Source organism: Colwellia sp. 75C3 (assembly GCF_002836255.1).
GTDB lineage: Bacteria > Pseudomonadota > Gammaproteobacteria > Enterobacterales > Alteromonadaceae > Colwellia.
The window spans coordinates 228,826-250,651 of sequence record NZ_PJAU01000061.1; the positions used below are offsets into that span (position 1 = coordinate 228,826).

The 21,826-nt window shown below is 36.9% G+C and carries 18 protein-coding genes; 14 read left to right on the forward strand and 4 right to left on the reverse strand.

The genetic code is table 11. The annotated features are described in order from the left end of the window. The first annotated feature begins 10 nt into the window (after nucleotides 1-10). Nucleotides 11-652: a sugar transferase gene (locus CXF85_RS22225; protein ID WP_101230832.1), complete on the forward strand. Its 642-nt coding sequence runs from the start codon at nucleotides 11-13 to the stop codon at nucleotides 650-652. Nucleotides 653-676: 24 nt separating this feature from the next. After that, the gene (yvcK, locus tag CXF85_RS22230; protein ID WP_101230833.1) at nucleotides 677-1,585 is read left to right on the forward strand and encodes a uridine diphosphate-N-acetylglucosamine-binding protein YvcK; all 909 of its coding nucleotides are present in this window, start codon (nucleotides 677-679) and stop codon (nucleotides 1,583-1,585) included. A gap of 139 nt (nucleotides 1,586-1,724) precedes the next feature. Here the strand turns inward: yvcK and CXF85_RS22235 are convergent, their stop codons facing one another. After that, nucleotides 1,725-2,486: an Hpt domain-containing protein gene (locus tag CXF85_RS22235; RefSeq protein WP_101230834.1), complete on the reverse strand. Its 762-nt coding sequence runs from the start codon at nucleotides 2,484-2,486 to the stop codon at nucleotides 1,725-1,727. Between the two features lie 202 nt (nucleotides 2,487-2,688). On the opposite strand from CXF85_RS22235, the gene CXF85_RS22890 reads away from it, so the two are divergent. Further along, nucleotides 2,689-3,198 carry a hypothetical protein gene (locus CXF85_RS22890; protein WP_157829166.1) on the forward strand — a complete coding sequence of 170 codons (510 nt, stop codon included), beginning with the start codon at nucleotides 2,689-2,691 and terminating at the stop codon, nucleotides 3,196-3,198. 68 nt (nucleotides 3,199-3,266) lie between these two features. Further along, a complete protein-coding gene (locus CXF85_RS22245; protein WP_101230836.1) occupies nucleotides 3,267-4,214 on the forward strand; it encodes a hypothetical protein in 948 nt (315 codons plus the stop codon). A gap of 7 nt (nucleotides 4,215-4,221) precedes the next feature. Here CXF85_RS22245 and CXF85_RS22250 read toward each other — a convergent pair whose 3' ends face one another. Further along, nucleotides 4,222-4,572: a DUF4156 domain-containing protein gene (locus CXF85_RS22250; RefSeq protein WP_232771306.1), complete on the reverse strand. Its 351-nt coding sequence runs from the start codon at nucleotides 4,570-4,572 to the stop codon at nucleotides 4,222-4,224. A 469-nt stretch (nucleotides 4,573-5,041) separates the two neighbouring features. Between CXF85_RS22250 and asnB the strand changes: the two genes are divergently transcribed. The 6 genes from asnB to CXF85_RS23360 all read left to right on the forward strand — a co-directional run bounded on the left by asnB (nucleotide 5,042) and on the right by CXF85_RS23360 (nucleotide 12,402). Next, nucleotides 5,042-6,706 carry an asparagine synthase B gene (gene asnB / locus CXF85_RS22255; RefSeq protein WP_101230837.1) on the forward strand — a complete coding sequence of 555 codons (1,665 nt, stop codon included), beginning with the start codon at nucleotides 5,042-5,044 and terminating at the stop codon, nucleotides 6,704-6,706. A 297-nt stretch (nucleotides 6,707-7,003) separates the two neighbouring features. After that, the gene (locus tag CXF85_RS22260; RefSeq protein ID WP_101230838.1) at nucleotides 7,004-7,354 is read left to right on the forward strand and encodes an STAS domain-containing protein; all 351 of its coding nucleotides are present in this window, start codon (nucleotides 7,004-7,006) and stop codon (nucleotides 7,352-7,354) included. Further along, complete coding sequence (locus CXF85_RS22265; protein ID WP_101230839.1) at nucleotides 7,354-8,223, forward strand: OmpA family protein; 870 nt, start codon at nucleotides 7,354-7,356, stop codon at nucleotides 8,221-8,223. The genes CXF85_RS22260 and CXF85_RS22265 overlap by 1 nt, the downstream gene beginning before the upstream one ends. A 10-nt stretch (nucleotides 8,224-8,233) precedes the next feature. After that, nucleotides 8,234-10,339, forward strand: coding sequence for an SLBB domain-containing protein (locus CXF85_RS22270; protein ID WP_101230840.1), 2,106 nt, complete (start codon nucleotides 8,234-8,236; stop codon nucleotides 10,337-10,339). 1 nt (nucleotide 10,340) lies between these two features. Beyond that, a complete protein-coding gene (locus CXF85_RS22275) occupies nucleotides 10,341-11,036 on the forward strand; it encodes a tyrosine-protein kinase family protein (RefSeq protein ID WP_101230841.1) in 696 nt (231 codons plus the stop codon). Nucleotides 11,037-11,262: 226 nt separating this feature from the next. Next, the gene (locus CXF85_RS23360) at nucleotides 11,263-12,402 is read left to right on the forward strand and encodes a YcbX family protein (RefSeq protein WP_198555738.1); all 1,140 of its coding nucleotides are present in this window, start codon (nucleotides 11,263-11,265) and stop codon (nucleotides 12,400-12,402) included. Nucleotides 12,403-12,527: 125 nt separating this feature from the next. On the opposite strand, the gene CXF85_RS22285 is transcribed toward CXF85_RS23360, so the two are convergent. Beyond that, the gene (locus tag CXF85_RS22285; RefSeq protein WP_101230843.1) at nucleotides 12,528-13,616 is read right to left on the reverse strand and encodes an HD domain-containing phosphohydrolase; all 1,089 of its coding nucleotides are present in this window, start codon (nucleotides 13,614-13,616) and stop codon (nucleotides 12,528-12,530) included. A gap of 309 nt (nucleotides 13,617-13,925) precedes the next feature. Here CXF85_RS22285 and CXF85_RS22290 point away from each other — a divergent pair, with 309 nt between their 5' ends. The 3 genes from CXF85_RS22290 (at nucleotide 13,926) to CXF85_RS22300 (ending at nucleotide 17,021) form a co-directional block, all read left to right on the forward strand. Continuing rightward, the gene (locus CXF85_RS22290; protein WP_157829167.1) at nucleotides 13,926-14,795 is read left to right on the forward strand and encodes a GGDEF domain-containing protein; all 870 of its coding nucleotides are present in this window, start codon (nucleotides 13,926-13,928) and stop codon (nucleotides 14,793-14,795) included. Between the two features lie 379 nt (nucleotides 14,796-15,174). Beyond that, on the forward strand, nucleotides 15,175-16,584 hold the full coding sequence (locus CXF85_RS22295) for an FAD-dependent oxidoreductase (RefSeq protein WP_232771307.1): 1,410 nt from the start codon (nucleotides 15,175-15,177) through the stop codon (nucleotides 16,582-16,584). A gap of 110 nt (nucleotides 16,585-16,694) precedes the next feature. Further along, the gene (locus CXF85_RS22300) at nucleotides 16,695-17,021 is read left to right on the forward strand and encodes a DUF4144 domain-containing protein (RefSeq protein WP_101230846.1); all 327 of its coding nucleotides are present in this window, start codon (nucleotides 16,695-16,697) and stop codon (nucleotides 17,019-17,021) included. 161 nt (nucleotides 17,022-17,182) lie between these two features. Here CXF85_RS22300 and CXF85_RS22305 read toward each other — a convergent pair whose 3' ends face one another. Beyond that, nucleotides 17,183-17,914 carry a hypothetical protein gene (locus CXF85_RS22305; protein WP_101230847.1) on the reverse strand — a complete coding sequence of 244 codons (732 nt, stop codon included), beginning with the start codon at nucleotides 17,912-17,914 and terminating at the stop codon, nucleotides 17,183-17,185. Nucleotides 17,915-18,116: 202 nt separating this feature from the next. Here CXF85_RS22305 and CXF85_RS22310 point away from each other — a divergent pair, with 202 nt between their 5' ends. Next, nucleotides 18,117-21,758, forward strand: a complete 3,642-nt coding sequence (locus tag CXF85_RS22310; RefSeq protein ID WP_198555739.1) for a response regulator — start codon at nucleotides 18,117-18,119, stop codon at nucleotides 21,756-21,758. Nucleotides 21,759-21,826: the final 68 nt, after the last annotated feature.

The window sequence follows — 21,826 nt, forward strand, 5'->3', positions numbered from 1 at the left end:
AGGAGAACTTATGAAACACATTAGTTTCGTACACCCAGGCATTGCATTACTTAAAAGAGTTATTGATTTAGTCTTCTCAATCGGCTGCCTGTTATTAACACTGCCTTTATTTGTGGTAATAGCACTGATGATAAAATTTTCATCACAAGGAGACATTTTTTATTGTCAATTAAGGGTGGGTAAAATGAAAGCGGGCAAAGTGGTACATTTCAATATGATCAAGTTTCGTACTATGGTGACAAATGCCGAAGCCAGCTCTGGTGCAGTTTGGGCAACGAGTAACGATAATAGGCTTACCTCTATCGGTAAGTTACTTAGAAAAGTTCGCCTTGATGAACTACCTCAATTTATCAACGTGATTAAAGGTGATATGTCACTTATCGGACCTCGTCCTGAAAGGCCAGAAATAGTGATAGAACTAGACAAAGCCATCCCATTTTATTCTGAGCGTACTTACGATATGACTCCCGGCATTACCGGTTTAGCACAAGTAAACCAGGGATATGATACCTGCATTGATGATGTTAAAGCTAAAATAGCCTATGACTTTGCATACTCGCTATCACTTACTAAACTACATAGGTGGTTGTTAATGGATTTAAAGATTATTTTCAAAACTATACTCATTATGGTGTTAGGACGTGGACAGTAAACTACTAGATACCAGGATAAATCTATGACAGATATTAATGTGACTTGTATTGGTGGAGGCCACGGTTTAGGGCATCTATTGGAAATTATCAATGATTTTGATTTTGTAAATTTAGCTGGCATTGTGAGTACCACAGATAATGGAGGTTCTACTGGCCGTTTAAGAGAAAGCTGCGATACCATTTCCTGGGGAGACATTCGCTATTGCTTATCAAAGTTAAGCAAGGCGGTAACAGCTAAAGAACCCTCCACTAAGGCATTATTATTTGAATACCGCTTCGACAACGTAGGTGATCTATCGGGGCATAGTTTAGGAAATTTAATGTTCTGCGCCGTTGATTCCCTTTGTATCAGACCTACCGAAACGGTGCAGGTAATGCGAGAATATTTAGGTATTAAGGCAAACATTTTACCTATGTCTGATGCGGTAACACACCTAGTGAGTCATTGCGCTGAGCACTGCTATTTTGGTGAGGTTGAAGTAGATGAACACGCTAACCAAGGCATTAGTAAGCTCATCTTAACACCAGACGTTAAGCCAAGTGAAGAAGTTTTAGATACCCTAAGAAATACGGATATTTTATTTCTTGGTCCTGGTAGTTTTTATACCAGTACCTTACCCAGCCTCTTAATGGATGCTGTCATTGATGTAATTAATCAAAATACCAAATTGAAAATTTATTTTATTACCAATGTTAAAGACGAGTTTAACAACGCACTCAACAAGCAACACGAAGAAATACATTATCAGCTTGAATTCATTAAAAAATTAGGATTAACAAAAGCCGTTCACTCTTTAATTCCTCGTCATCGCATTCCTGATTCTATCGAATTATGTAAACCTTATACCATCGCTGAGCTTCCTGCCGATACAAGCGGCAGACATCAACAGACGTTTTATCGAGAACAACTACTTGAGCTAATTCAACGATAGTGACTAAAGGATATAGATGCCAAAGCGGCTACCTTATTGGTCCTTTTCATATGTCCTAAACAATAAAACACATGGCTATCAATATCATCAAATTACACAGCAATAAGTAAATTTAAACTCCAAATAAATCAAGTCAAACTCAATTGAACTCTTTCATAATAGTTACCATAAGTTGATTGGCACTCTCAAAATCAAAGCGTTCAAGTTGCTCTGCTAAAACTTTCAGCTCTGCTTTTATGGGTTGTAAACGACTTACCTGTTGCAGTGTTTCTAAGCTGGTGATAGCACTGCTATCGTAATCAACAATCGCTTGTTGTAATACCATAAAGTGTTCAGTTACCTCTATTGAAGTCATTTCAATCAATGTACTTTCACTGACGTCAGTAGAAGAGAGCTGGTTGTTAAGTTGTTTAATGACTTTTTTCGCTGCGATATCAAGATCTACTGCGAGTGAATCAACGACCTCACTCGCGTTTATATCACTGCTAGTGAAGCAAGCTTGTTCTAATAATACCGCACAATGATAGACCTGTGTTAAACCTAAGCTACCGGCATTACCTTTAATACTATGAGCGAGTCGTTTTTTACCTTCATGATCATCTCCCAATGCTTGAAACTGCTTTAAAACATCATCATTGCTTTGAATAAATTTACCTAATAGCTTGCGATAAAGTGCAGCGTTACCGCCACAATGCATTAAGCCCTTTTCAATATCAATTTCGTTCGTGTTATCAAGTACTAGGCCTTGAATGACGTCTGCAGCTTTTAAATCCGGCTCTGTTCTTAAATTGGCTAACGAATCAACCTTATTACCTTTAGCCCCAGTGTGTAGCGTATCTTGTGCTAAAACAGTCGAGGATGATTTTTTAGGTGAAATCCATTGCGCCATAATTTTAAACATTTTTTCAGGGATAATAGGTTTAGCGATAAATGGCCAGTTTAGTAGCTTTGCTACCTATCGCTATGAGTTTAATGATTACCAAGACAATCCTTATGTAAATGGCAGTATCACCAAAGATTTAACAAAGGGTGAATGGTATTGGCGAGTAGCCGCTGGGCGCCATACCGAGACAACCTTTAATCAACTGGTACGTTTTCAAAACATGTTTAAACCTGAAGAGCGTGGCACAGGATTGGCTAGTGTATTTGTCGGTAAAAAAATAGCAGATAACTTTATGTGGTTACCCCTTGATGCCTATGTTACTGGTGGTTACGTAAGACGTTTTGAAAAAGGATTTCAAGATAATTTTAATGAATATGTATTAGGTTTTAAAGCGTATTTCTCGAAATTCCCTTGGTCTGATACTATCAAAACCCGTATCGGGATCGCGGAAGGAGTATCTTACGCAGCTAAAGTACCCTTTGTTGAAGGAGAACATGTTGAAGCAAAAAATCGTTCCGCGTCTAAATTCCTCAATTATATAGATTGGAGTATTGATGTCAGTATTGGTGACGTATTTAAAGTGCCAAAACTTAAAGAGTGTTACTTGGGTTGGTCTGTACATCATCGTTCTGGTATTTTTGCTAGTTCTGACTTTTATGGTAATGTAAATGGCGGTAGTAATGTCAATACCCTTTACGTGCAATGTCACCATAATGTGATGGGCAGTTAAACTGAAAGTGATATTATCTGTTGAGCTTAATAACGAATATAATTATCTATATAACTAGCAAATATCCAATGGCATCAATCAAGTCACTCATTTACTGTTTACTCATATTCCCCTTGTGCAGTATTGCAGGTGAGTCTGTTGTTGCAGAACGCCCTAAAGCCGACCTCCTGCAAAGTAAGCTCAATACCATGATGCAAAATACCGCATCATGGTTAGACAATATTGGCGATAGTAACACTGCTGAGAGCAATGAAAGTGACAAAAAAAATTCGACTAATAAAACTGACAATGCTTCTGCTAACGGCTATTTACAATTATCTTGGCTGCCTCGCACAGGTGATTTAGATGACGTAGATGCAAAATTTAAAGTCTATTTTAATTTACCTGAGTGGAACGACAGGCTGGCTTTAATTATCGATAATGATGATGAAGATGAACTCTTACTCGATTATGAAACCGATAACTCCCCTACTGACCAGTCAGGTGTAAACGTTGCACTTCAATACGTAAAGCAATTTAATGAAAAATGGCAAATAAAAAACAGACTAGGTGTGAGTCGAAAGCAGTTATATCTTCGTAGTGAAATACAATTTAATTGGCACATAAAAGACGTTGCTTTTAGATTACAACCTAGGCTCGATTACTTCTTACAAGACGGTTGGGGACCCAGTGTTAAAGGCGTTATTAACTACCCACTTGAAAAGAGTTACTTTTCTTTATCTGCAAGTTGGCAAAAGCTACAAAACGAGTCAAGATCGCGTCGAAAAGTGGGTTTCTTTCATATAAAAAGCACAGGTCGAGACCAAATATTAGTCACTGGGGTGCAATATAATAAAAGTAATAATAAGCTTGATATTGCTAATGAAAACTACGTTGTATCAACACGTTATAGAAATCTTCTTTATAAATCCTGGATGTACTTTGAAGTTGAGCCTTTTATTGAGTTTAATCAGCTAAATGACTTTAGAAGAGAAGTCGGTATTGCTTTCAACTTAATCAGTTATTATGGTGATTAATACCAATTTATGATTGAGGGCATTCATAAGCATGCCCTAAAAAAGTCACTGATGTACTAAAACCCATATGGTCTTCTATATGAATACTATTAGCACCTATGCTAATAGCTTTATTTTTTAAATCCGCAATACTCGCAAGGGTCAAATCAGTATTAGAGATAAAAAAGAAAGTATACCAGCTGCCTTCAGAGCCAACTAACTCGCCCAGATAACGACATTTCTGCACTTGTTCATAATCATCATAAATTTTTACTTGCTCAGATATTTCATTTACTTGGTGAGTATCTAACAAACTACATGATGAGATCGATAAACAGCCCACTAGCAGAAGTAAATTTTTAATGTTAATTGAACTCATAAAGCCTAATTCCTTGCAACTCATTGTGTAAAAACATATCTCTCGATGAATTATAATCATATTACATCAATTAGTTAATCTGTTTCGGCTCCTAACTGAATATAATTAATGGCTGAAGAGATTTTAAATAATGTGAATAATTTAGATTAAATGTGAGACTTTCTTTAATACATCTTTCTTAGGTGACTTTATATTTAAAGGCGTAAGAAGTAAGTGCTAGATATAGCTACACTGTCATTCTAGCCTGCTCAAAAACACTACAAAGTATTAGTGTTACTCAACGTAACAGAGTTAATGTTATTGTCGCTTATATCATTTAGTGTAAAAACTTTACTTATGGGTATTGATTTTTTTCTATAACGTGGCACTGTGTACAGGCTGAATAGTTATTCATCATTACTGATTAACAGTAATAATTGTATTCAGTCCACAATTCAATTCAAACAATAATTAAAGGAGTAGCGCTTCAATGTGTTCAATCTTTGGTATATTAGATATAAAAACAGGTGCTGATGCACTTCGTCCAAAAGCGTTAGAATATTCTCGTCTTTTACGTCACCGCGGACCTGATTGGTCAGGTATTTATCACAACGATAATGCAATATTAGTGCATGAGCGCTTATCAATTGTTGATACTGAGCATGGCGCGCAACCGTTATACAATGGTGATAAAAGCAATGTACTCGCAGTTAATGGTGAAATTTATAACCATAAGGCATTAGCCAGTAACTTAAACGTTGATTATACTTTTCAAACTGCATCTGATTGTGAAGTTATCTTACCTTTATATGAAGAGTTTGGTGTTGAGTTTGTTGATAAACTTCAAGGTATGTTTGCTTTTTGTTTATATAACGCCGCAGATAATAGCTATTTAATTGCCCGTGATCATATTGGTATTATTCCTTTATACACTGGCTATGATAGTGATGGTAACTTTTACGTTGCTTCAGAAATGAAAGCACTAATGCCAATTTGTAAAACAGTTTCTGAATTTCCTCCTGGTCACATTTTAGATAGCCGAGTTGGTAAATTACAACAGTATTATAAACGTAACTGGCAAGAGTATGCTGCGATTAAAGACAATACTACCAGTACCACTAAAATCCGCGAAGCATTAGAAGAGTCTGTTAAGAGTCATTTAATGACCGATGTACCCTACGGTGTCTTATTATCGGGTGGCTTAGATTCTTCATTAATTTCAGCTATTACGCAAAAATTTGCTGCACGCAGAATTGAAGATAACGATTTAGCAGAAGCCTGGTGGCCAAAAGTACATTCATTTGCTTGTGGTCTGGAAGGCGCTCCTGATTTAATTGCTGCTCAAACCGTCGCTGATAGTATTGGTACTATTCACCACAGCATTGTTTTTACTGAGCAAGAAGGTATCGACGCGCTTAAAGAAGTGATTTACCATTTAGAAACCTACGATGTAACAACTATCCGCGCTTCTACGCCAATGTACTTAATGGCACGTAAAATCAAAGCGATGGGCATTAAAATGGTACTTTCTGGTGAAGGTGCAGATGAAATCTTTGGTGGCTATTTGTATTTCCACAAAGCGCCAAATGCACAAGAATTTCATGAAGAATTAAACCGTAAGTTAGATAGACTGCATAAATTTGATTGTTTACGCGCTAACAAGTCCATGTCTGCTTGGGGCATTGAAGCCAGAGTACCATTTTTAGATAAAAACTTTATGGATGTTGCTATGCGCATCAATCCTGAAGATAAACTCTGTGGCAATGGCAAAATGGAAAAAGCAATTTTACGCGAATCATTTGAAGGTTATTTACCTAAAGAGATTTTATGGCGACAAAAAGAGCAATTTTCTGATGGTGTTGGTTATTCGTGGATTGACGGCTTAAAAGTTCATGTTGAAGCACAAGTGACTGATCAACAACTTGAAAGTGCTAGCTTTAGATTTCCGGTAAATACACCGGATAGTAAAGAAGGCTATTACTACCGCTGTATTTTTGAAGAAAGATTCCCGTTAGCGTCTGCCGCTGAGTGTGTTATAGGCGGAAAATCTGTAGCCTGTAGTACAGAAGAAGCACTCGCCTGGGATGAGAGTTTTCAAAACAACGCCGATCCGTCGGGTCGCGCTGTGCTGAGCGTTCATAACGAAAGTTACTAGTTGCTTCAGGTAAGACCATTACTTGATAACAGTAAAAAGAAAAAGCCGATAATAAATAATTATTATCGGCTTTTTTAATGTCTAAAATATGATTTGTTTGTCTGCTAAAACATCGGTTGCAGAAAAACCTTTATACCTGTTCCTAATTTGCATCTTGCGATTCGCAATTTGCATTTAACCTTTACTCTCATTGTCCAAGTGAACACCATAAATATAAGTAATTGATATTTGGTTATATTATTTTTGGCGCGAACATTGCAAAACCTACTGTGTATTAACTTAAAAGGTGGGTTTGTTATGTTAAATGAAACTTATAAAATAAATAACGATTTTATTATTAAACTCCACGGAAACTTTGATGCCGATACGGTAAAGGTCATGAAAGATGATATCGAAGCGTACAGTAAATATAGTAGCAATATTATCTTCGACCTCGAACAAGTACCGTTTATCGACTCATCAGGCATTGGTGCAATCGTTTTTTTATATAAAAGAATGGTGGCTAAAGGTTTTAGTGTCTCCGTAACCGGTTTAACACAACAGCCCCTAGAGCTGTTTCAAATGCTATTTTTAGATAAAACAATCAATTGTTACGCAAATGTTGACTGTTACTTCGAAACATCAAACATTTTGCAAGTTGCCAGCTAATGAATACTCAAGCTGTTTTGGTGTCGCTATGTGCTGTCATGGCATTATCAGCATGTAGTACATCAAAAACAACTAGTCACAATGATCATATATTTACTGATATTGAAAATTCAGCAAATTTCGACAAAGAACAAATGCACATTTATATTGCCAACGCTGAGTCTCAACTGTTGTCATTAGAACTACAAGAGTCTAAACGGTGTATCTCAGGTCAATTAGCTATTGCACAATCTTATTTAACACGTGCAACAGCAGAACATAATGCCGAAATGGAAAAAGATGCTTTTATAACATTAATCGATTTTGACCGACAAATACGTAAAATCCACTGCATTAATCAGTATATAAAGGGGCAATTGGGTTGTAGCTATTCAAATCAAAAAGTAGTGCTTAAACGATGGTACGATGAAGGTGACTTCAATCAATGTGACAACTCAACAATCGCTAAAACAGCAATAAAACCGCAAGTCGTTACAAAAAAAATAGAAAAAGAGATACTTGAACAAAATCACCTATTAATTACTGAAACACTGCATGATTTTAATCAAGATGAAATAAAACCAATATATTACCCTTCGCTAAACAAGCTGGTTGAATTAATTAAAAGTTATCCAAATTCCACATTACTTATCAGCGGACATACCGATAGTAAAGGCAGCACTGTATATAACAGTCAACTCAGTAAAAGAAGAGCGCAAAGCGTTGCACAGTATTTTACTGATAAAGGTATTGAATCTTCACAAATCATTTTAAAAAGTAAGGGTGAAGAAAATATCAGGGAAGTAGAGATAAATGATGTTTCAAGGGCGTTTAATCGTTATACATCAATCACTTTACTTTTAGATACCAGCGGCAAAAGTAACATCTAGGGAGTTGACCATGTTCAAATTATTAATAGCAATGCTGAGTTGTATATTTGTTATGAATAATGCGCTATCAGCTGAAATTATAATACGCCCTGGTGATGTACTACAAATTGAAATCCCCGGTGAAATAGATTTTGAAAAGACCTTTCAAGTAAAACGCGATGGTACGTTAAAATTACCCGAAGTAGGTAACGTTTCAATTGTCGGTAAAACATTGACACAAGCAAATGAAGATCTAGCGAAACTCTTAGGTGAAGAGTATCGTGCCATCAACAATTTCAAAGTTTACTTAGTTGAAAGACGTGTACCTATTCAGGTGTTAGGCTTTGTTAAAGTCCCTGGCATGATAGATTTACCACAAGGCGGCAACATACAAATGGCATTACAAAAAGCCGGTGGTGCTGTAGCGGGGGCTCAACTCGACAGAATACAATTAAATCGACAAGGTAAAGTAACTATCTTCGATTATAAAAAATATTTGGACACTGGTGATTTTTCAATATTACCTACTATAGAGCCTTTAGATGTCATCTTTGTACCCGCCTCGCCCTTAATTGGTAATGTACAAATGGACTTTGATGCAGCAACCTTATCTGCTAGTGGTGATGGCTCAGAAGTAGGAACCGCAATTAAAGTCTTCGGTGAAGTACTGAAACCCGGTGTTTTCTCTTTCAAAAAAGGCAATACTGTTGTCGATATGTTGATGAGAGCGGGTGGTGTTACGCGTTATGCTGGAGTTGAACATATTCGGGTGATTAACAATGGCACACCTGAGTTGTTTGATTTAAAAACCTATTTAGATACTGGTGATGCGTCTCATATGCCTAAGATCACCCCTGGATCAACCCTATTTATTCCTATCCAAGAAGAAGAAGTTAAAAGTGGTTTACGCACAATTTATGTTATGGGTGAAGTGTTTAAACCTGGCGCATATGAAGCGCCTGCAGGTACTAAGTTTTTTGATATTTTAGCTAATGCCGGAGGCCCTACTCGCTTTGCCGAGTCGAGAAAAATTAGGATCCTACGCACCACAGGCAAAGTTGATGCTTTTGATCTTCAAGCTTATACAGAAGGATTAACGCAAGTCGCTATCCCGACAGTATCTCCAGGTGATGCTATTTTTGTCCCAGAAAAAACTGATATGAATGAAAAGTCTTGGCTAAAGATCACGCCTGACAGAGCAATAAGAGTGATAGGTGCGGTGAAAAAGCCAGGCCGATATGAATGGGGTGATGAAATGAGCTTCCTTGATATTTTAGCTCATGCTGGTGGACCCACTCAAGATGCAGATATGTCTCAAGTAAGAGTCCTCAAGAAAGGACAGACAAAACGAATGGAACCTTTCGATTTAGATAGCTTTATCACGGAAGGTGGCGACTTCTCTTTGTTACCTAAAGTAGGAGCTGGAGATACTATTATTATCAGTGAACGTCCACGTGATGTTATCGATAATAAAGCACGTTGGTTACGTCAATCTCAAGAGTCATCCATTTATGTTTTTGGCCAAGTAGGCCAAGCAGGACGATACGCGTTTAATAATAAACTACATATTTTAGATATACTTTCAGCCGCTGATGGACCAAATCAGCATGCAGATATTCATAACATAAAAATTACTCACCGTAATGGTTTTCAGAGTAAAGTTAGCACCCTTGATTTAGGTTTGTACTTTGAAACAGGCGATGAAACCTTATTGCCACAAGTAAAATCAGGTGACACAATTTACGTACCAGAAAGAGACAAGCCATGGATAGACAATAAAAAAGAACAAACGGTGCGAATCATAGGAGCGGTAGAAAAACCAGGTCGTTATAAATTTAGTGCAGACATGACAATTTTAGATCTTCTCGCTGAATCAGGTGGCCCTACCGAATCGGCTTATTTAGAAAAAATCATGGTGGTCAATATTTCTCGAAGCAAGTCAGAAGAAAATGTCAGTCACGTTTTTGATTTAGAAAAATTTATTGAACATCCTGATTTCACTAAGTTACCACTGGTACGTGTGGGTGATACAATTTTTGTTCCTGATGTATCCCAGAGTAATTGGAATGTATTTATGGCTAATGTCAAAGATATGCTGAGTGTCGTGTCGCTTGTTGCCATTGTTGGAGGACTATAATATGCAAGAATTACCCATTCATTATGCCGAAGTAGAAGCCATTTATAACCAGACTATTGGTGCAGGTTATAGAACCGTAGCGATCACGTCTGCTAAAGCGGGAGAAGGAAAAACCACGGTGGCGCAGGCTATTGTCGAACGAACACAAGTGGTTGGTAAAAAAGTGTTACTGGTTGAAATGAATACCTTTAATCCTGTTTTATCTGAAGCCTTACGCATGTCTATAACAAGCCCTGTCACTTCAAATGAGATCATTGCTGTAGAAGATAAAGGTTATAGTCTACTACCTGCCCCACAAAGTATCCGTGATGTTTTACAATATCGAGAAAGTCATTTGTTACTTGAATCAATCAAACAATGGCTGGTTGATTTTGATTGTATTATCTTTGATACCTCCGCATTAACCTCCCTCAACCAAAGCAATATACCTGCTGAAATCATTTGTGAAGTATGTGAAGGCGCGCTACTTGTCATTGAAGCAGGAACAACACCAACAAACTTGATACAAGAAAGTATTGAAAAACTGAAACTAAAAAAGGTTAACTTAATTGGCTCGATAATAAATGACAAAAATAATCCCTCGTTATTAGCTGAATTACAAAGAGAAACCTGTCGCCTTGACCGACTATTTCCTAGAGTAATGACCAAGTTTAGAAAAACACTTGCCAGCCTAGTGTTACTTAATATTTCTGTTTAGGTGTAGTAATACTATTGTATTAAGTTCTAGCTTAAAAGGTTTATAAACACCCTATAGTTATTGTTGTATAACTGTAATATCATTTTGTTTTCTTCATTGATATTTCTCGTATAAAATCATAACTCTATAACGACAACCTACCTATTTAATGTAATACTATTCGCTAAATAAGACTGGCTTTACTTAAATCCACTACTGAAACTATCTCACTAATATGACTTCTAGCATGCAATTATCACAAATCAGTGTTTATCCATTAAAATCTTCCGCCGGCATCCAAGTGTCAAACAGTTGGGTTGATGAATTAGGTCTTAGTTTTGATCGAAGGTTTGTACTGTCTGATGATAAAGGTCAGTTTATTACCGCACGTACGGAGCCAACACTCTGTTTGATACAAGCGAATATAACAGCAACTGGCTTAGTGCTAACTGCGCCTGATATGCCAAAACTGGTGATTAATTATCATCAACTGACAGAACTTTATCAAACCGTTTTTGTCTGGGATGATAATATTAATGCTCAACAAGGTAATACTGAACATCATCAGTGGTTTAGCCGTTATTTAAAGCGTCCATGTCAATTATTACATTTTGGTGAATTATCAACCCGCAAAGTCCCGGATACAAGTAACCGTACAAATCAGCTGGCTTTTGCTGACGGTTACCCGCTATTGTTAATTTCTCAAGCGTCATTGGATGACTTGAATAAGCGTTGCTCAACAACAATTACCATGAATCAATTTCGACCTAATTTAGTCATCGATAATTGTGACGCTTTTGCAGAAGATACTTGGCAACATATACGCATAGGAGAAGTAGAATTCGAATTAAGAAAGCCGTGTACACGTTGTATATTTACTACCATCAATCCAGAAACAGCTATTAAAGACATACATCAAGAGCCGATAACTAGTTTAAAAACGTATCGACAAGCTGCAGATGGTGATTTAAAAGGCGAAATTCTTTTTGGACAAAATTTAATCCCGCTTAATCAGGGGCAAATTAAATTAACCGATACGATTACCATTATTAAGAAAAAAGCAGCTCCTACGTTTTCAATCCCCTTGAACACAACACCAAAAACAGTTTCACGAGAAAATAAGAAAAAAGTTTCTATTAAATTTGATTCTTGGAATAAAACTCACAAAGGTGACAACCAACAAACTATATTGGATCAAGGTGAAAAGGCGGGTTTGATATTGCCTTATTCATGCAGAGCCGGCATGTGTGGTCGCTGTAAAGTAAAGCTTGTTAAAGGCCAAGTAGAACAACTATCAACCGACGGTTTAACCGAAGCAGAAATGAAAGAAGATTATATTTTAATGTGTAGTTGTATTCCAAAAACTGACGTAATTCTTGCGCGTTAACTCAGATAAAATGATCAACTACGTTGAGAAAGTCGAGTTATTTTCAGTTGATAAAACGAAGAGCGAAAGAATGAACCTCGTTCAACTTTAGGCTCACCTTTTTGATGTGTTTACCTTAGCTGTTATCAGCCAGTAACTCTGACCTTTTGGTTTTCTATTGGGTCAGCTAAATCTTGTCTTATACTTTCAAATTTATCTAAATTAGCAAGAAATAAATCGACCAAATTTTGGTCGAATTTAATGCCTGCTAATGACTTTATCTCTGCTACCGTTTTTTCTATACTCCAAGCATCTTTATAAGGTCTTTTGGTAGTCAGTGCATCAAATACATCAGCTATGGCCGTTATCCTACCTTCAATTGGAATAGCTTCTCCTCTCAAGCCATATGGATAACCCGAACCGTCCCAATTTTCGTGGTGTGAAAGCGCAATTGATGCAGCCATTTTAATGAGTAGAGAATCCTGACCTTCCAACAAATTGGCACCAATTTTTGTGTGCTCTTTCATCTCTTCCATCTCTTCTACTGTCAACTTGCCTTTTTTCAGCAATATCGCGTCAGAGATACCAATTTTACCGAGGTCATGCAAAGGTGCCGATTTTTCAATTAAAAAACACAACTCTGATGGAAAGTATAAAGCCTCAGCAAGCACTTTAGCATATTGACCAACACGTAAGACATGCTGGCCCGTTTCACTGTCTTTGTATTCGCCAGCCTTGGCTAAGCGGTCAATGAGTATTTCACTGGCAATCAAAAGCTCCTTTGTACGTTGCTCAGTCAATTCAGTTAGCTTTATGTTAGCTTGCGATTTGTAACTGTAAGCAAAGTAAATTTTCATTACATTTTCAAAACGCAGTAAAGCTTCAGTTTGGTCAAATGGCTTAGTAATAAAATCTGATGCGCCTTCTGCAAGGGCTCTATTTCTAGTTTCAGGGGTTTGTAGACCTGTCATAACAATAATAGGAAAAAACTCGTCAACAATATTATTTCCTATTATTTCATTCATCACTTGAAAACCATTCATTTTTGGCATTTCAATATCTAAGAACAAACAGTGATAATTACCTGCAGATAAAGTGGGAGAAACTTGTTCTGGATCGTTAAGGATAGTTGTATTTACATATCCTTCACTGTTTAAAAAAGTACTTAGAATAAGTGTATTAGTAACGGAGTCATCGCAAATAAGAATGTTAATACTGTCCTTGTTTTTATACATTTTTAGTCGGCCATCTGTAAATGATTACTGTAACTATAGTTATATATGAACAAATAAGGAGATGATTTAATTTTTTAGTGAGAAAAATGACGGGAATATGTAAAAACCTTGATTAATAGCAATATTTTTAATGCTGTGAACAAGATATTTAATCGCTTAATGATTTTTCCGTTAGCTTGTCATCTACAACACAACGTGGTCTAAATTTACCCATAAGCATCAAGTTTAAATGGTTTGATTCTGTTGTTTATGTTGTCTATGTTTATCAACTACACTTTAAACGATGTAGTTGTTTGTTGGAGCAGAGTTGTGATTGAACATATCATTAGAAATTTAGACCTAGAAACTTCTAAAGAATTAGCGACAACGATTAAAGCAATGCTTTCCGATCACATACGCTTTATCAGAGAAATCAACCAGATTTTAATTTTTAAAAATAGTAAAAATGTAGTATTGAACCATTCAAAACTGCCTCTTCATAATAATTTTTTTCGCTCTTTTATAGGAGAAGAGTTCAAAAATAATGACGACATGAATAAAATTGAGGCGCTTCATAACCAACTTCAATCCATAGCAGTATTGCTATCTAGCCAGTTTAAAGATACGGGTAAAATTGACATTGATCATTATGAAAATTTTCTAGCTCAAAATGATATGTTTTTTGAATTATTGTGGAAACTTGCAACCGAGGTAATTTCAGCACAATATCAATTTGATCCCCTAACCAAGCTCCTGAACCGAAGAGCTTTTCAGCCTATTTTGATACATGAACTATCTCGAGTAAACCGTAAGGAAACAAAGACTAGCCTAGTTTTGATAGACTTAGATAATTTTAAGGAGGTCAATGATACATTTGGACATGATACGGGTGACCAGATCCTTCGTGAATTTTCTGATGTACTTAGAGCCTCTATAAGAGAAAGCGATTGCGCTTCGAGGCATGGTGGAGAAGAATTTTTACTGTGCTTGCCCGATACTGATATGGAAACAGCACAGCCAGTCATCGAAAGACTCAGCAAGCTAATATCTGATAATGAATATTCTGAAAAAATCAAAGTTACTGCATCATTTGGTATTGCCCTTTTAAACGGTGATACAAAACAATCAATCATTAATGCTGACAAGGCAATGTATCAATCCAAAGCAAATGGTAAGAATCAAGTGAGTCTTTTTAAATAAGACTTGAGAAACACTACTTCATTTGAATTATACAACTATAGTCGCCTGTTTTAGATGAACATTACAAACCCTCCTTCCATATTTACCACTCATTGAGGTTTAATTGAATTGAAGTCATCACGCTGAAATAACGTAATTTCATCACTGACCAATCAATGGTGTATGAAAAAATGTTCAATGAGTTCGAAATAATGTGGCTTATCAATAATAAAAGACATAATCACCATTTTACTATTAGGTTAGCATCCCTTGTATCAGTTAAAATATATCTCATAGAACAAGTAAAAATCTGAGCAAATAAAAAGGTAGTGAAGCGTTGAAAAGTGAACAGGATAACTGGACTCCTTGCCTGGAATGTCAGGGCCAAGGAAAAAAAAGAATGAGACTTCGTAAGAAGGTTCGACTGAGCTACCAAAGACAGTTGGATCACTTTGAAAAAACGAAGAACGAAGGTCCAGCCCCTATTCGACCAAAAGGTCACCTCTACGATTGCTTGAACTGTCACGGTACCGGTTTGATTCAATCTGTGACCTACCCTGTAGCGGATAAAGAAAGTTACCCACATGTTGCTATTATCGGTGGCGGTATTGGTGGCGTTGCTCTCGCTGTTGCTTGTCTGCATCGCGGTATTCCTTTTACACTTTATGAACGCGATAGTGGCTTTGATGCTCGCTCTCAAGGTTATGGACTTACCTTGCAACAAGCGAGTAAAGCCATTGAGGCATTGGGTATTTTATCGTTAGAAAACGGCCTGATTTCAACACGGCATGTGGTTCATACCACCGACGGAAAAGTGATAGGTGAATGGGGCATCAGAAAATGGCTGCAATCTGATGCGATAAAGACACCCAAGCGTACTAATATTCATATCGCCCGACAGTCTTTGCGCTTAGCTTTGCTTGAAGAACTTGGTGGACATAATGCAGTGCAGTGGGGACACCAGTTAGTCAGTTTCAAGGAGAGTGATAAAGAAAGTAGTGATGAATGCCAAGGGAGTGCTGTTGCCCTTAATTTTCAAGTTGATGGAAAAATTAAAAGTGCCAAGGCAGATTTGATAGTTGGCGCCGATGGTATTCGCAGTACTGTCCGAAAATTACTGATTGGTGACGAGACAAGCCCTCTACGTTACTTAGGTTGCATTGTGATCTTGGGTATTTGCCCTTTAGCAGATCTCGACGGACTTGAAAGTTCTTTGCTTGACTCGGCTACGGTATTTCAAACGGCCAATGGCCATGAGCGTATTTACATGATGCCTTATGCATCAGATTCGGTAATGTGGCAGCTTAGCTTCCCCATGCCCGAAGAGGAGGCAAAAGCCTTGAGTGCTCTAGGACCAAAAGCGCTTAAAGATGCAGCGTTACAACGGTGTCAGTGGCACGATCCTATTCCACAAATTTTAGCAGCGACCCTTGAAGCCCAAGTTTCTGGTTATCCTGTGTACGACCGCGCACTACTCGAGTCAGAGTTATTAGAAAAAGGAACACAAACAACGCTGATAGGCGATGCGGCTCACCCCATGAGTCCTTTTAAAGGACAAGGCGCGAATCAAGCATTACTCGATGCACTAGCATTGGCTCGAAAGATTTCAATAGAGTGTAGACCCCGTTCACAATGGCGGAAAGCGGGAGTCAGGCACAGTGTATTAACTGACTTCGAAACTGAAATGTTAGCTCGCAGTGCTTCTAAGGTGAAAGATTCAGCAGAAGCTGCACAATTCCTCCATTCTGACACGGTACTTCATGAAGGTGATGAGCCTAGAGGGCGATGCCTACAGAACAAAGAATCATAAGACTAAGCAAACGAAGCAAACTAAATGATATTTTTAAATGTTCTAATGGACAGAGCAACGAGAAAACTAACAACGACGGTAATGGTCGTAGTATTTAATAAGACTAATTTATGATTTATTGGCCATGTATTTTAAAGCTCGAGGGTGATGATGAGCTTATTTGTTTAGCCTCTGAACAAGATTTTAATTCAGAGTGCCAAGAACTAATCTTTAGTGATGATGACTACGTTATAGACTCTGCTGGTTTGTGCTATTTAATTGAATCAGTCTCAGGGCAGCTAATACCTGAACAACTAACGTTAATCAAAACAGAGCGGATTTTAACTGTCGATGAAGTAACGTATTTAATTCGCGCCAACGAGTTCAATAAAGCCGAGTTATGCCTTACTAAAATTCACTTTTCAACGGTATCAGATGCCATTCAAGCATTATTTTAATAAGCCAAAATAAAATTATCCTCCGTCACTCTTATTGTGGACAGTAAACATTTTAAAAATCCATCCTCATTAGAGTCTTAGATTTCTAAAAATAAACTATCCGAGTAATCACCTATTCACCTTTATGTAAAGGTAACGCGTTATACTCCAACTATTTGTATTCATTCACTTTGATATAAATAACCTGAAAAGTCATCTTGGGATGTTTCGTTTATTTCAGTGAAGTAAGCAAAACTACCTTTCATCTTCATTTCATTTTTCTTAACGAGTATTGCGCCATTAATATTTAAAAAGGTAAACGTTAGCGTTAAATCTGTAATATTAGCGGTAAACATAGGCGAGAAATCAGCGTTATTCCAAATCGATATTTTTTCAATGAATTGTTTTTCTTTTTGATAAACTAACTTTCCTTGTAGCTTACCATTGGAATCTTTTCCCAGTTTATGCAAATAAACGTTAAATCCCATCACAATCTGTTTTTGGTCAATAGAAATTAAATACAGACTTTCTTCATTAATTAGCTGACGTAACGGTAGTTGTATATTCTCTTCTTGATCATTTCCCTTATTTTTTTTGTTCTCTTTATTTAACTTTTTCTTTGCAAAATTCTTTATTTGTTTTTGTGTCGGTAGCTGACCATTAATTTGTTCAAGGGACCATGGTTCACTTGCTTGTGGGGAATGCAGCTCAATACTGCTTGATATGTCTCCTTCTTCGTCTTCATAGCGAGAAATTTGATAAGACCAAAGCGCCCTATCTGTCTGTTCAACTTTTAGAATAGCGAAATTTATTTTCTCCTTAAGCGATACAAGATCTTCAGTAGTATTTTCCGCTGCAATACTATTAAAAGCGGCTCCAAAGCAGATTAGTAGCAAGTAATATTTCTTCTTCATGTTTTTGACTCATAGGATATTAAAAGCAAACTCTATTCTTCTTTGTGTGAAATAAAGGTGAAATGGTTTTAGCTTTATTTATATGTAAGCAGTCATTCTGAGAATATGGAGTTAAATGGGATGAATATCTCAGTAAAGTCTTGAAATAAAAACAAAGAGAACAAAGAGAACAAATTGAATAAATTATACTAATATGAAGCATATGAAATTAAAAATTGCCTTTTATCTGCTATTAACTTCTGTACTTTTCCGCAGTGCCCCACTGTTGTCAGAAGAGCAGAGCCAAGAGCAGTCAGGCATTCTTACCATAGTAGCGACTGAAAATGACTTACCCTTTAGCTTCAACCTACCGGATGGCACTCCGAGTGGACTCTATGTAGAATTTTGGCAACTCTGGTCTAAAACAAATAATATTCCCATACATTTTGTAGTGGTGCCGTTTGAAGAAGGTTTACAGTTAATAAGACAAAAAAATACGCTACATGCGGGTCTTTTTAGGAATAAAGAACGTGAACAATGGGCCGATTTCTCTTTACCTATACATAATGTACAGACGGGTGTCATTTATAACAGCTCAATTAATAAAAGCTCTAAACTTAGCGAATTAAATGATATAAAAATATCGAGTCAACATTCTAGCTTTCAAGAGTCCTATCTTAGGGAGCATTTCACTTATCTCGAGCGATCCACCTTTAAAAATTTTGATGATGCCCTCAATCAGTTGTTAGACAACGAAGTCCAGGCTGTTGTGGCTGAATTACCTCGGGCCTTTGCAGAAATTGCCAAGCAGGGATTAAGCGGCGTATTCACTATTTCTGATGAAGTACTTGTTTCTAATAATGTGTTCGGTCTTATAGCAAAAGAACAACCTGGATTATTAGCTAAAATCAATGCAGGTATCGAAAATATTCCTGTGAATAAGATTATTGAATTAGAAAATAAATGGTTACCTACCCTAAAACCCTTTTTCCATAAATTATCTACTGCTGCTGGTTTAACCGGCGCTGAAAAAAAGTGGCTGTCGCAACATCATTCATTCAGTTTAGGTACCGATGCTACATGGGCCCCCTTTGAATTTAATGATGGACAGGGTAAACATAGCGGTATTTCGGCTGATTACATGAAGTATGCACAACAACAACTACAAATAAATTTAAAACCTACATTAGGCATAACTTGGGGCGAAGCGCTGAAAGAATTCGAACTGGGCAATATTGATGTCATGTCTTCAATTTTTTATACAAAAGTAAGAGCAAAAAACATCAGTTTTACTAAACCATATTTTGAAATTTCATTAGTTATTTTGAGTAAAAGAGAAGGGTTTTATGCTGAAAGTTTATCATCACTAAATGGTAGGAAATTGGGCCTTATTAAAGGCTATATTTATAATGAACTCATTCATCGAGATTACCCAGATATAAATATAGTAGATGTAGTTACGGTTAAAGATGGAATTAAAAAATTGCAGTCAGGAGAAATAGATGCTTTTGTTGATTCTATTGCAGCGATTAATTATGAAATGAGTAAAAGTAAAATTAGCAATGTTATTGTCACTGCATTTACGCCCTATAAACTTGAATTATCCATGGCGGTTCGAAAAGGACTTGAGCCACTCATCCCCATTTTAAACAAAACTTTTGCTGCGATGAATGAAAAACAAATGTCTTCTATTGCCAATAATTGGTTATCGGTACACGTACAATCAGGTACCAAATTATCAACCATTATTGTTTGGGCACTGCCGATAATTTCATTGCTAATATTGACCATTTTCATTTTTTTCCGTATGAACAAAAGACTTAAAATAGAAATTAATGCGCGAGCTATAAATGAAGAAAAACGCATTATAGCTCAACAAGATTTAATGGTACAAAAATCAGCCATGGATCAACATTCACTCGTATACACAACTAATAATAAAAGTATTATCAATTACGTAAATGATAAATTTTGTGATATCAGTGGTTATCGCCGTGAAGAACTCATTGGTGCAAACAATAGTATTTTAAACGCTAAAAATCAGTCAAAAAATTATTGGTGCAACATGTTGTTAGAGATTTCTAAAGGGGATTTTTGGCAGGGAGAAGTCTGCAACAAAGCCAAACGTGGCCAACTCTATTGGGTAGATACTACTATTGTCCCACTATACAATAATATAGATGAATTGCTTGGGTACACTTATATTAGTACCGATATTACCCATCAAAAAGTAACTATTACTCGCTTAGCTGAAGCAAAAAAACAAGCCGATGTTGCCAATGAATCAAAGAATGATTTTTTAGCTAATATGAGTCACGAAATTCGAACGCCGATGAATGGCGTGATAGGCATGACTAACCTATTACTTGATACATCGTTAAATCCAGAGCAGCTAAATTTTGCCAAAACCGTAAAAAACAGTGCTGAATCACTACTGACTATTATTAACGATATTCTTGATTTTTCAAAAATTGAAGCCGGTATGTTAGATCTTGAACCGCTTGAGTTTGATTTGGAGCTGCTGTTGCACGACCTTGGTAGTACCTTTGCTTTTCAGGCTCATGATAAAAAACTAGAGCTGATTTGCCCCGCTAACATTATGCCTAGTCGGTCGTTTATCGCTGATCCTGGCCGTATACGACAAATACTTAATAACTTGGTTGGTAATGCCATCAAATTTACCGAACAAGGCGAGGTTTCAGTATATTGTGAAGTGCAAGAGCAGACTACTCAAGGTGCACAACTACTCTTTGAGATATCGGATACAGGCATTGGTCTTACTGGTGAACAAAAAAACAAACTTTTTGAACGCTTCAGTCAGGCAGATGGCTCAACTACCCGTAAATATGGCGGTACCGGCTTAGGTCTATCTATCAGTAAACAATTAGTTGAATTAATGGGTGGTGAAATAGGCATAAAAAGTGTTGAAGGCGAAGGTTCAACATTTTGGTTCACATTAAAGATTGCCAATGCCAATAACCCGCCACCAAAGCAAGTTTATGACAACTTACAACATCAAAAAATACTTGTCGTAGATGATAATTTTACTAACCGGACTTTGTTAGGCTTGATCCTTACAAAGTGGCAAGTTGAACATACCTTGGTAGATAGTGGTCCTCGAGCTTTACAAAAACTAACCGAAGCTGCTGAGAAAGGGGTTCCTTATCATATCGCCATCTTAGATATGCAAATGCCTGAAATGAATGGGCTTCAACTGGCGACTAAGATTAAAGATAATAGTCGCCTTTTTCCAAAGATCCGTTTAATGATGCTGACATCACAAGGACAACGTGGAGACGCTGAAAAATTAAAAGCGAGTGGATTTAATGGATACCTGAATAAACCTATCGATCAGTCTATTCTCTACAATGCTTTAATGACAATAGCAGGGGTTAACTCCACAGAACAACCACTGATCACAGCATACAGTGCTCGGAAACTTCCTCAATTCAAAGCAAGAGTACTGGTAGTTGAGGATAATGCAGTTAATCAGAAAGTCGCTCAAGGTTTATTAAAAAAGTTTGGTATACAAGTTGATATAGCGGCTAATGGAGAAGAAGCATTAAAATCTTTAGAAAATCTCCCGTTTGATTTAGTGCTCATGGATTGTCAAATGCCGGTAATGGATGGTTATGAAGCTACGCAAAAAATTCGCCTTCCCGAATCAAAGGTACTTAATCGCGAGATACCAATAATTGCCATGACCGCTAATTCAATGCAAGGAGATAGACAGAAGTGTCTATCTATAGGAATGGATGATTTCATCTCTAAACCGGTCAATCCAAATAAGTTGCAAGAGGCATTAAAGCGCTGGCTACCCAAGTGTGAAATAAAAGTTGTACAACCAGAAAATGTAAAAACATAAAATTAGCTTCTACTTGAATATTTAAGTGAACGTAGTGTTTCACATTCGTTTCACAGACAGTTAACTAC

What these genes read in the sequence shown, in the direction of transcription:
- CXF85_RS22225 (WP_101230832.1), top strand. Translation starts at nt 11, where the DNA reads ATGAAACACATTAGTTTCGTACACCCAGGCATTGCATTACTTAAAAGA.
- yvcK (WP_101230833.1), top strand. Translation starts at nt 677, where the DNA reads ATGACAGATATTAATGTGACTTGTATTGGTGGAGGCCACGGTTTAGGG.
- CXF85_RS22235 (WP_101230834.1), bottom strand. Translation starts at nt 2,486, where the DNA reads ATGTTTAAAATTATGGCGCAATGGATTTCACCTAAAAAATCATCCTCG.
- CXF85_RS22890 (WP_157829166.1), top strand. Translation starts at nt 2,689, where the DNA reads ATGTTTAAACCTGAAGAGCGTGGCACAGGATTGGCTAGTGTATTTGTC.
- CXF85_RS22245 (WP_101230836.1), top strand. Translation starts at nt 3,267, where the DNA reads ATGGCATCAATCAAGTCACTCATTTACTGTTTACTCATATTCCCCTTG.
- CXF85_RS22250 (WP_232771306.1), bottom strand. Translation starts at nt 4,572, where the DNA reads ATGAGTTCAATTAACATTAAAAATTTACTTCTGCTAGTGGGCTGTTTA.
- asnB (WP_101230837.1), top strand. Translation starts at nt 5,042, where the DNA reads ATGTGTTCAATCTTTGGTATATTAGATATAAAAACAGGTGCTGATGCA.
- CXF85_RS22260 (WP_101230838.1), top strand. Translation starts at nt 7,004, where the DNA reads ATGTTAAATGAAACTTATAAAATAAATAACGATTTTATTATTAAACTC.
- CXF85_RS22265 (WP_101230839.1), top strand. Translation starts at nt 7,354, where the DNA reads ATGAATACTCAAGCTGTTTTGGTGTCGCTATGTGCTGTCATGGCATTA.
- CXF85_RS22270 (WP_101230840.1), top strand. Translation starts at nt 8,234, where the DNA reads ATGTTCAAATTATTAATAGCAATGCTGAGTTGTATATTTGTTATGAAT.
- CXF85_RS22275 (WP_101230841.1), top strand. Translation starts at nt 10,341, where the DNA reads ATGCAAGAATTACCCATTCATTATGCCGAAGTAGAAGCCATTTATAAC.
- CXF85_RS23360 (WP_198555738.1), top strand. Translation starts at nt 11,263, where the DNA reads ATGCAATTATCACAAATCAGTGTTTATCCATTAAAATCTTCCGCCGGC.
- CXF85_RS22285 (WP_101230843.1), bottom strand. Translation starts at nt 13,616, where the DNA reads ATGTATAAAAACAAGGACAGTATTAACATTCTTATTTGCGATGACTCC.
- CXF85_RS22295 (WP_232771307.1), top strand. Translation starts at nt 15,175, where the DNA reads ATGAGACTTCGTAAGAAGGTTCGACTGAGCTACCAAAGACAGTTGGAT.
- CXF85_RS22300 (WP_101230846.1), top strand. Translation starts at nt 16,695, where the DNA reads ATGATTTATTGGCCATGTATTTTAAAGCTCGAGGGTGATGATGAGCTT.
- CXF85_RS22305 (WP_101230847.1), bottom strand. Translation starts at nt 17,914, where the DNA reads ATGAAGAAGAAATATTACTTGCTACTAATCTGCTTTGGAGCCGCTTTT.
- CXF85_RS22310 (WP_198555739.1), top strand. Translation starts at nt 18,117, where the DNA reads ATGAAATTAAAAATTGCCTTTTATCTGCTATTAACTTCTGTACTTTTC.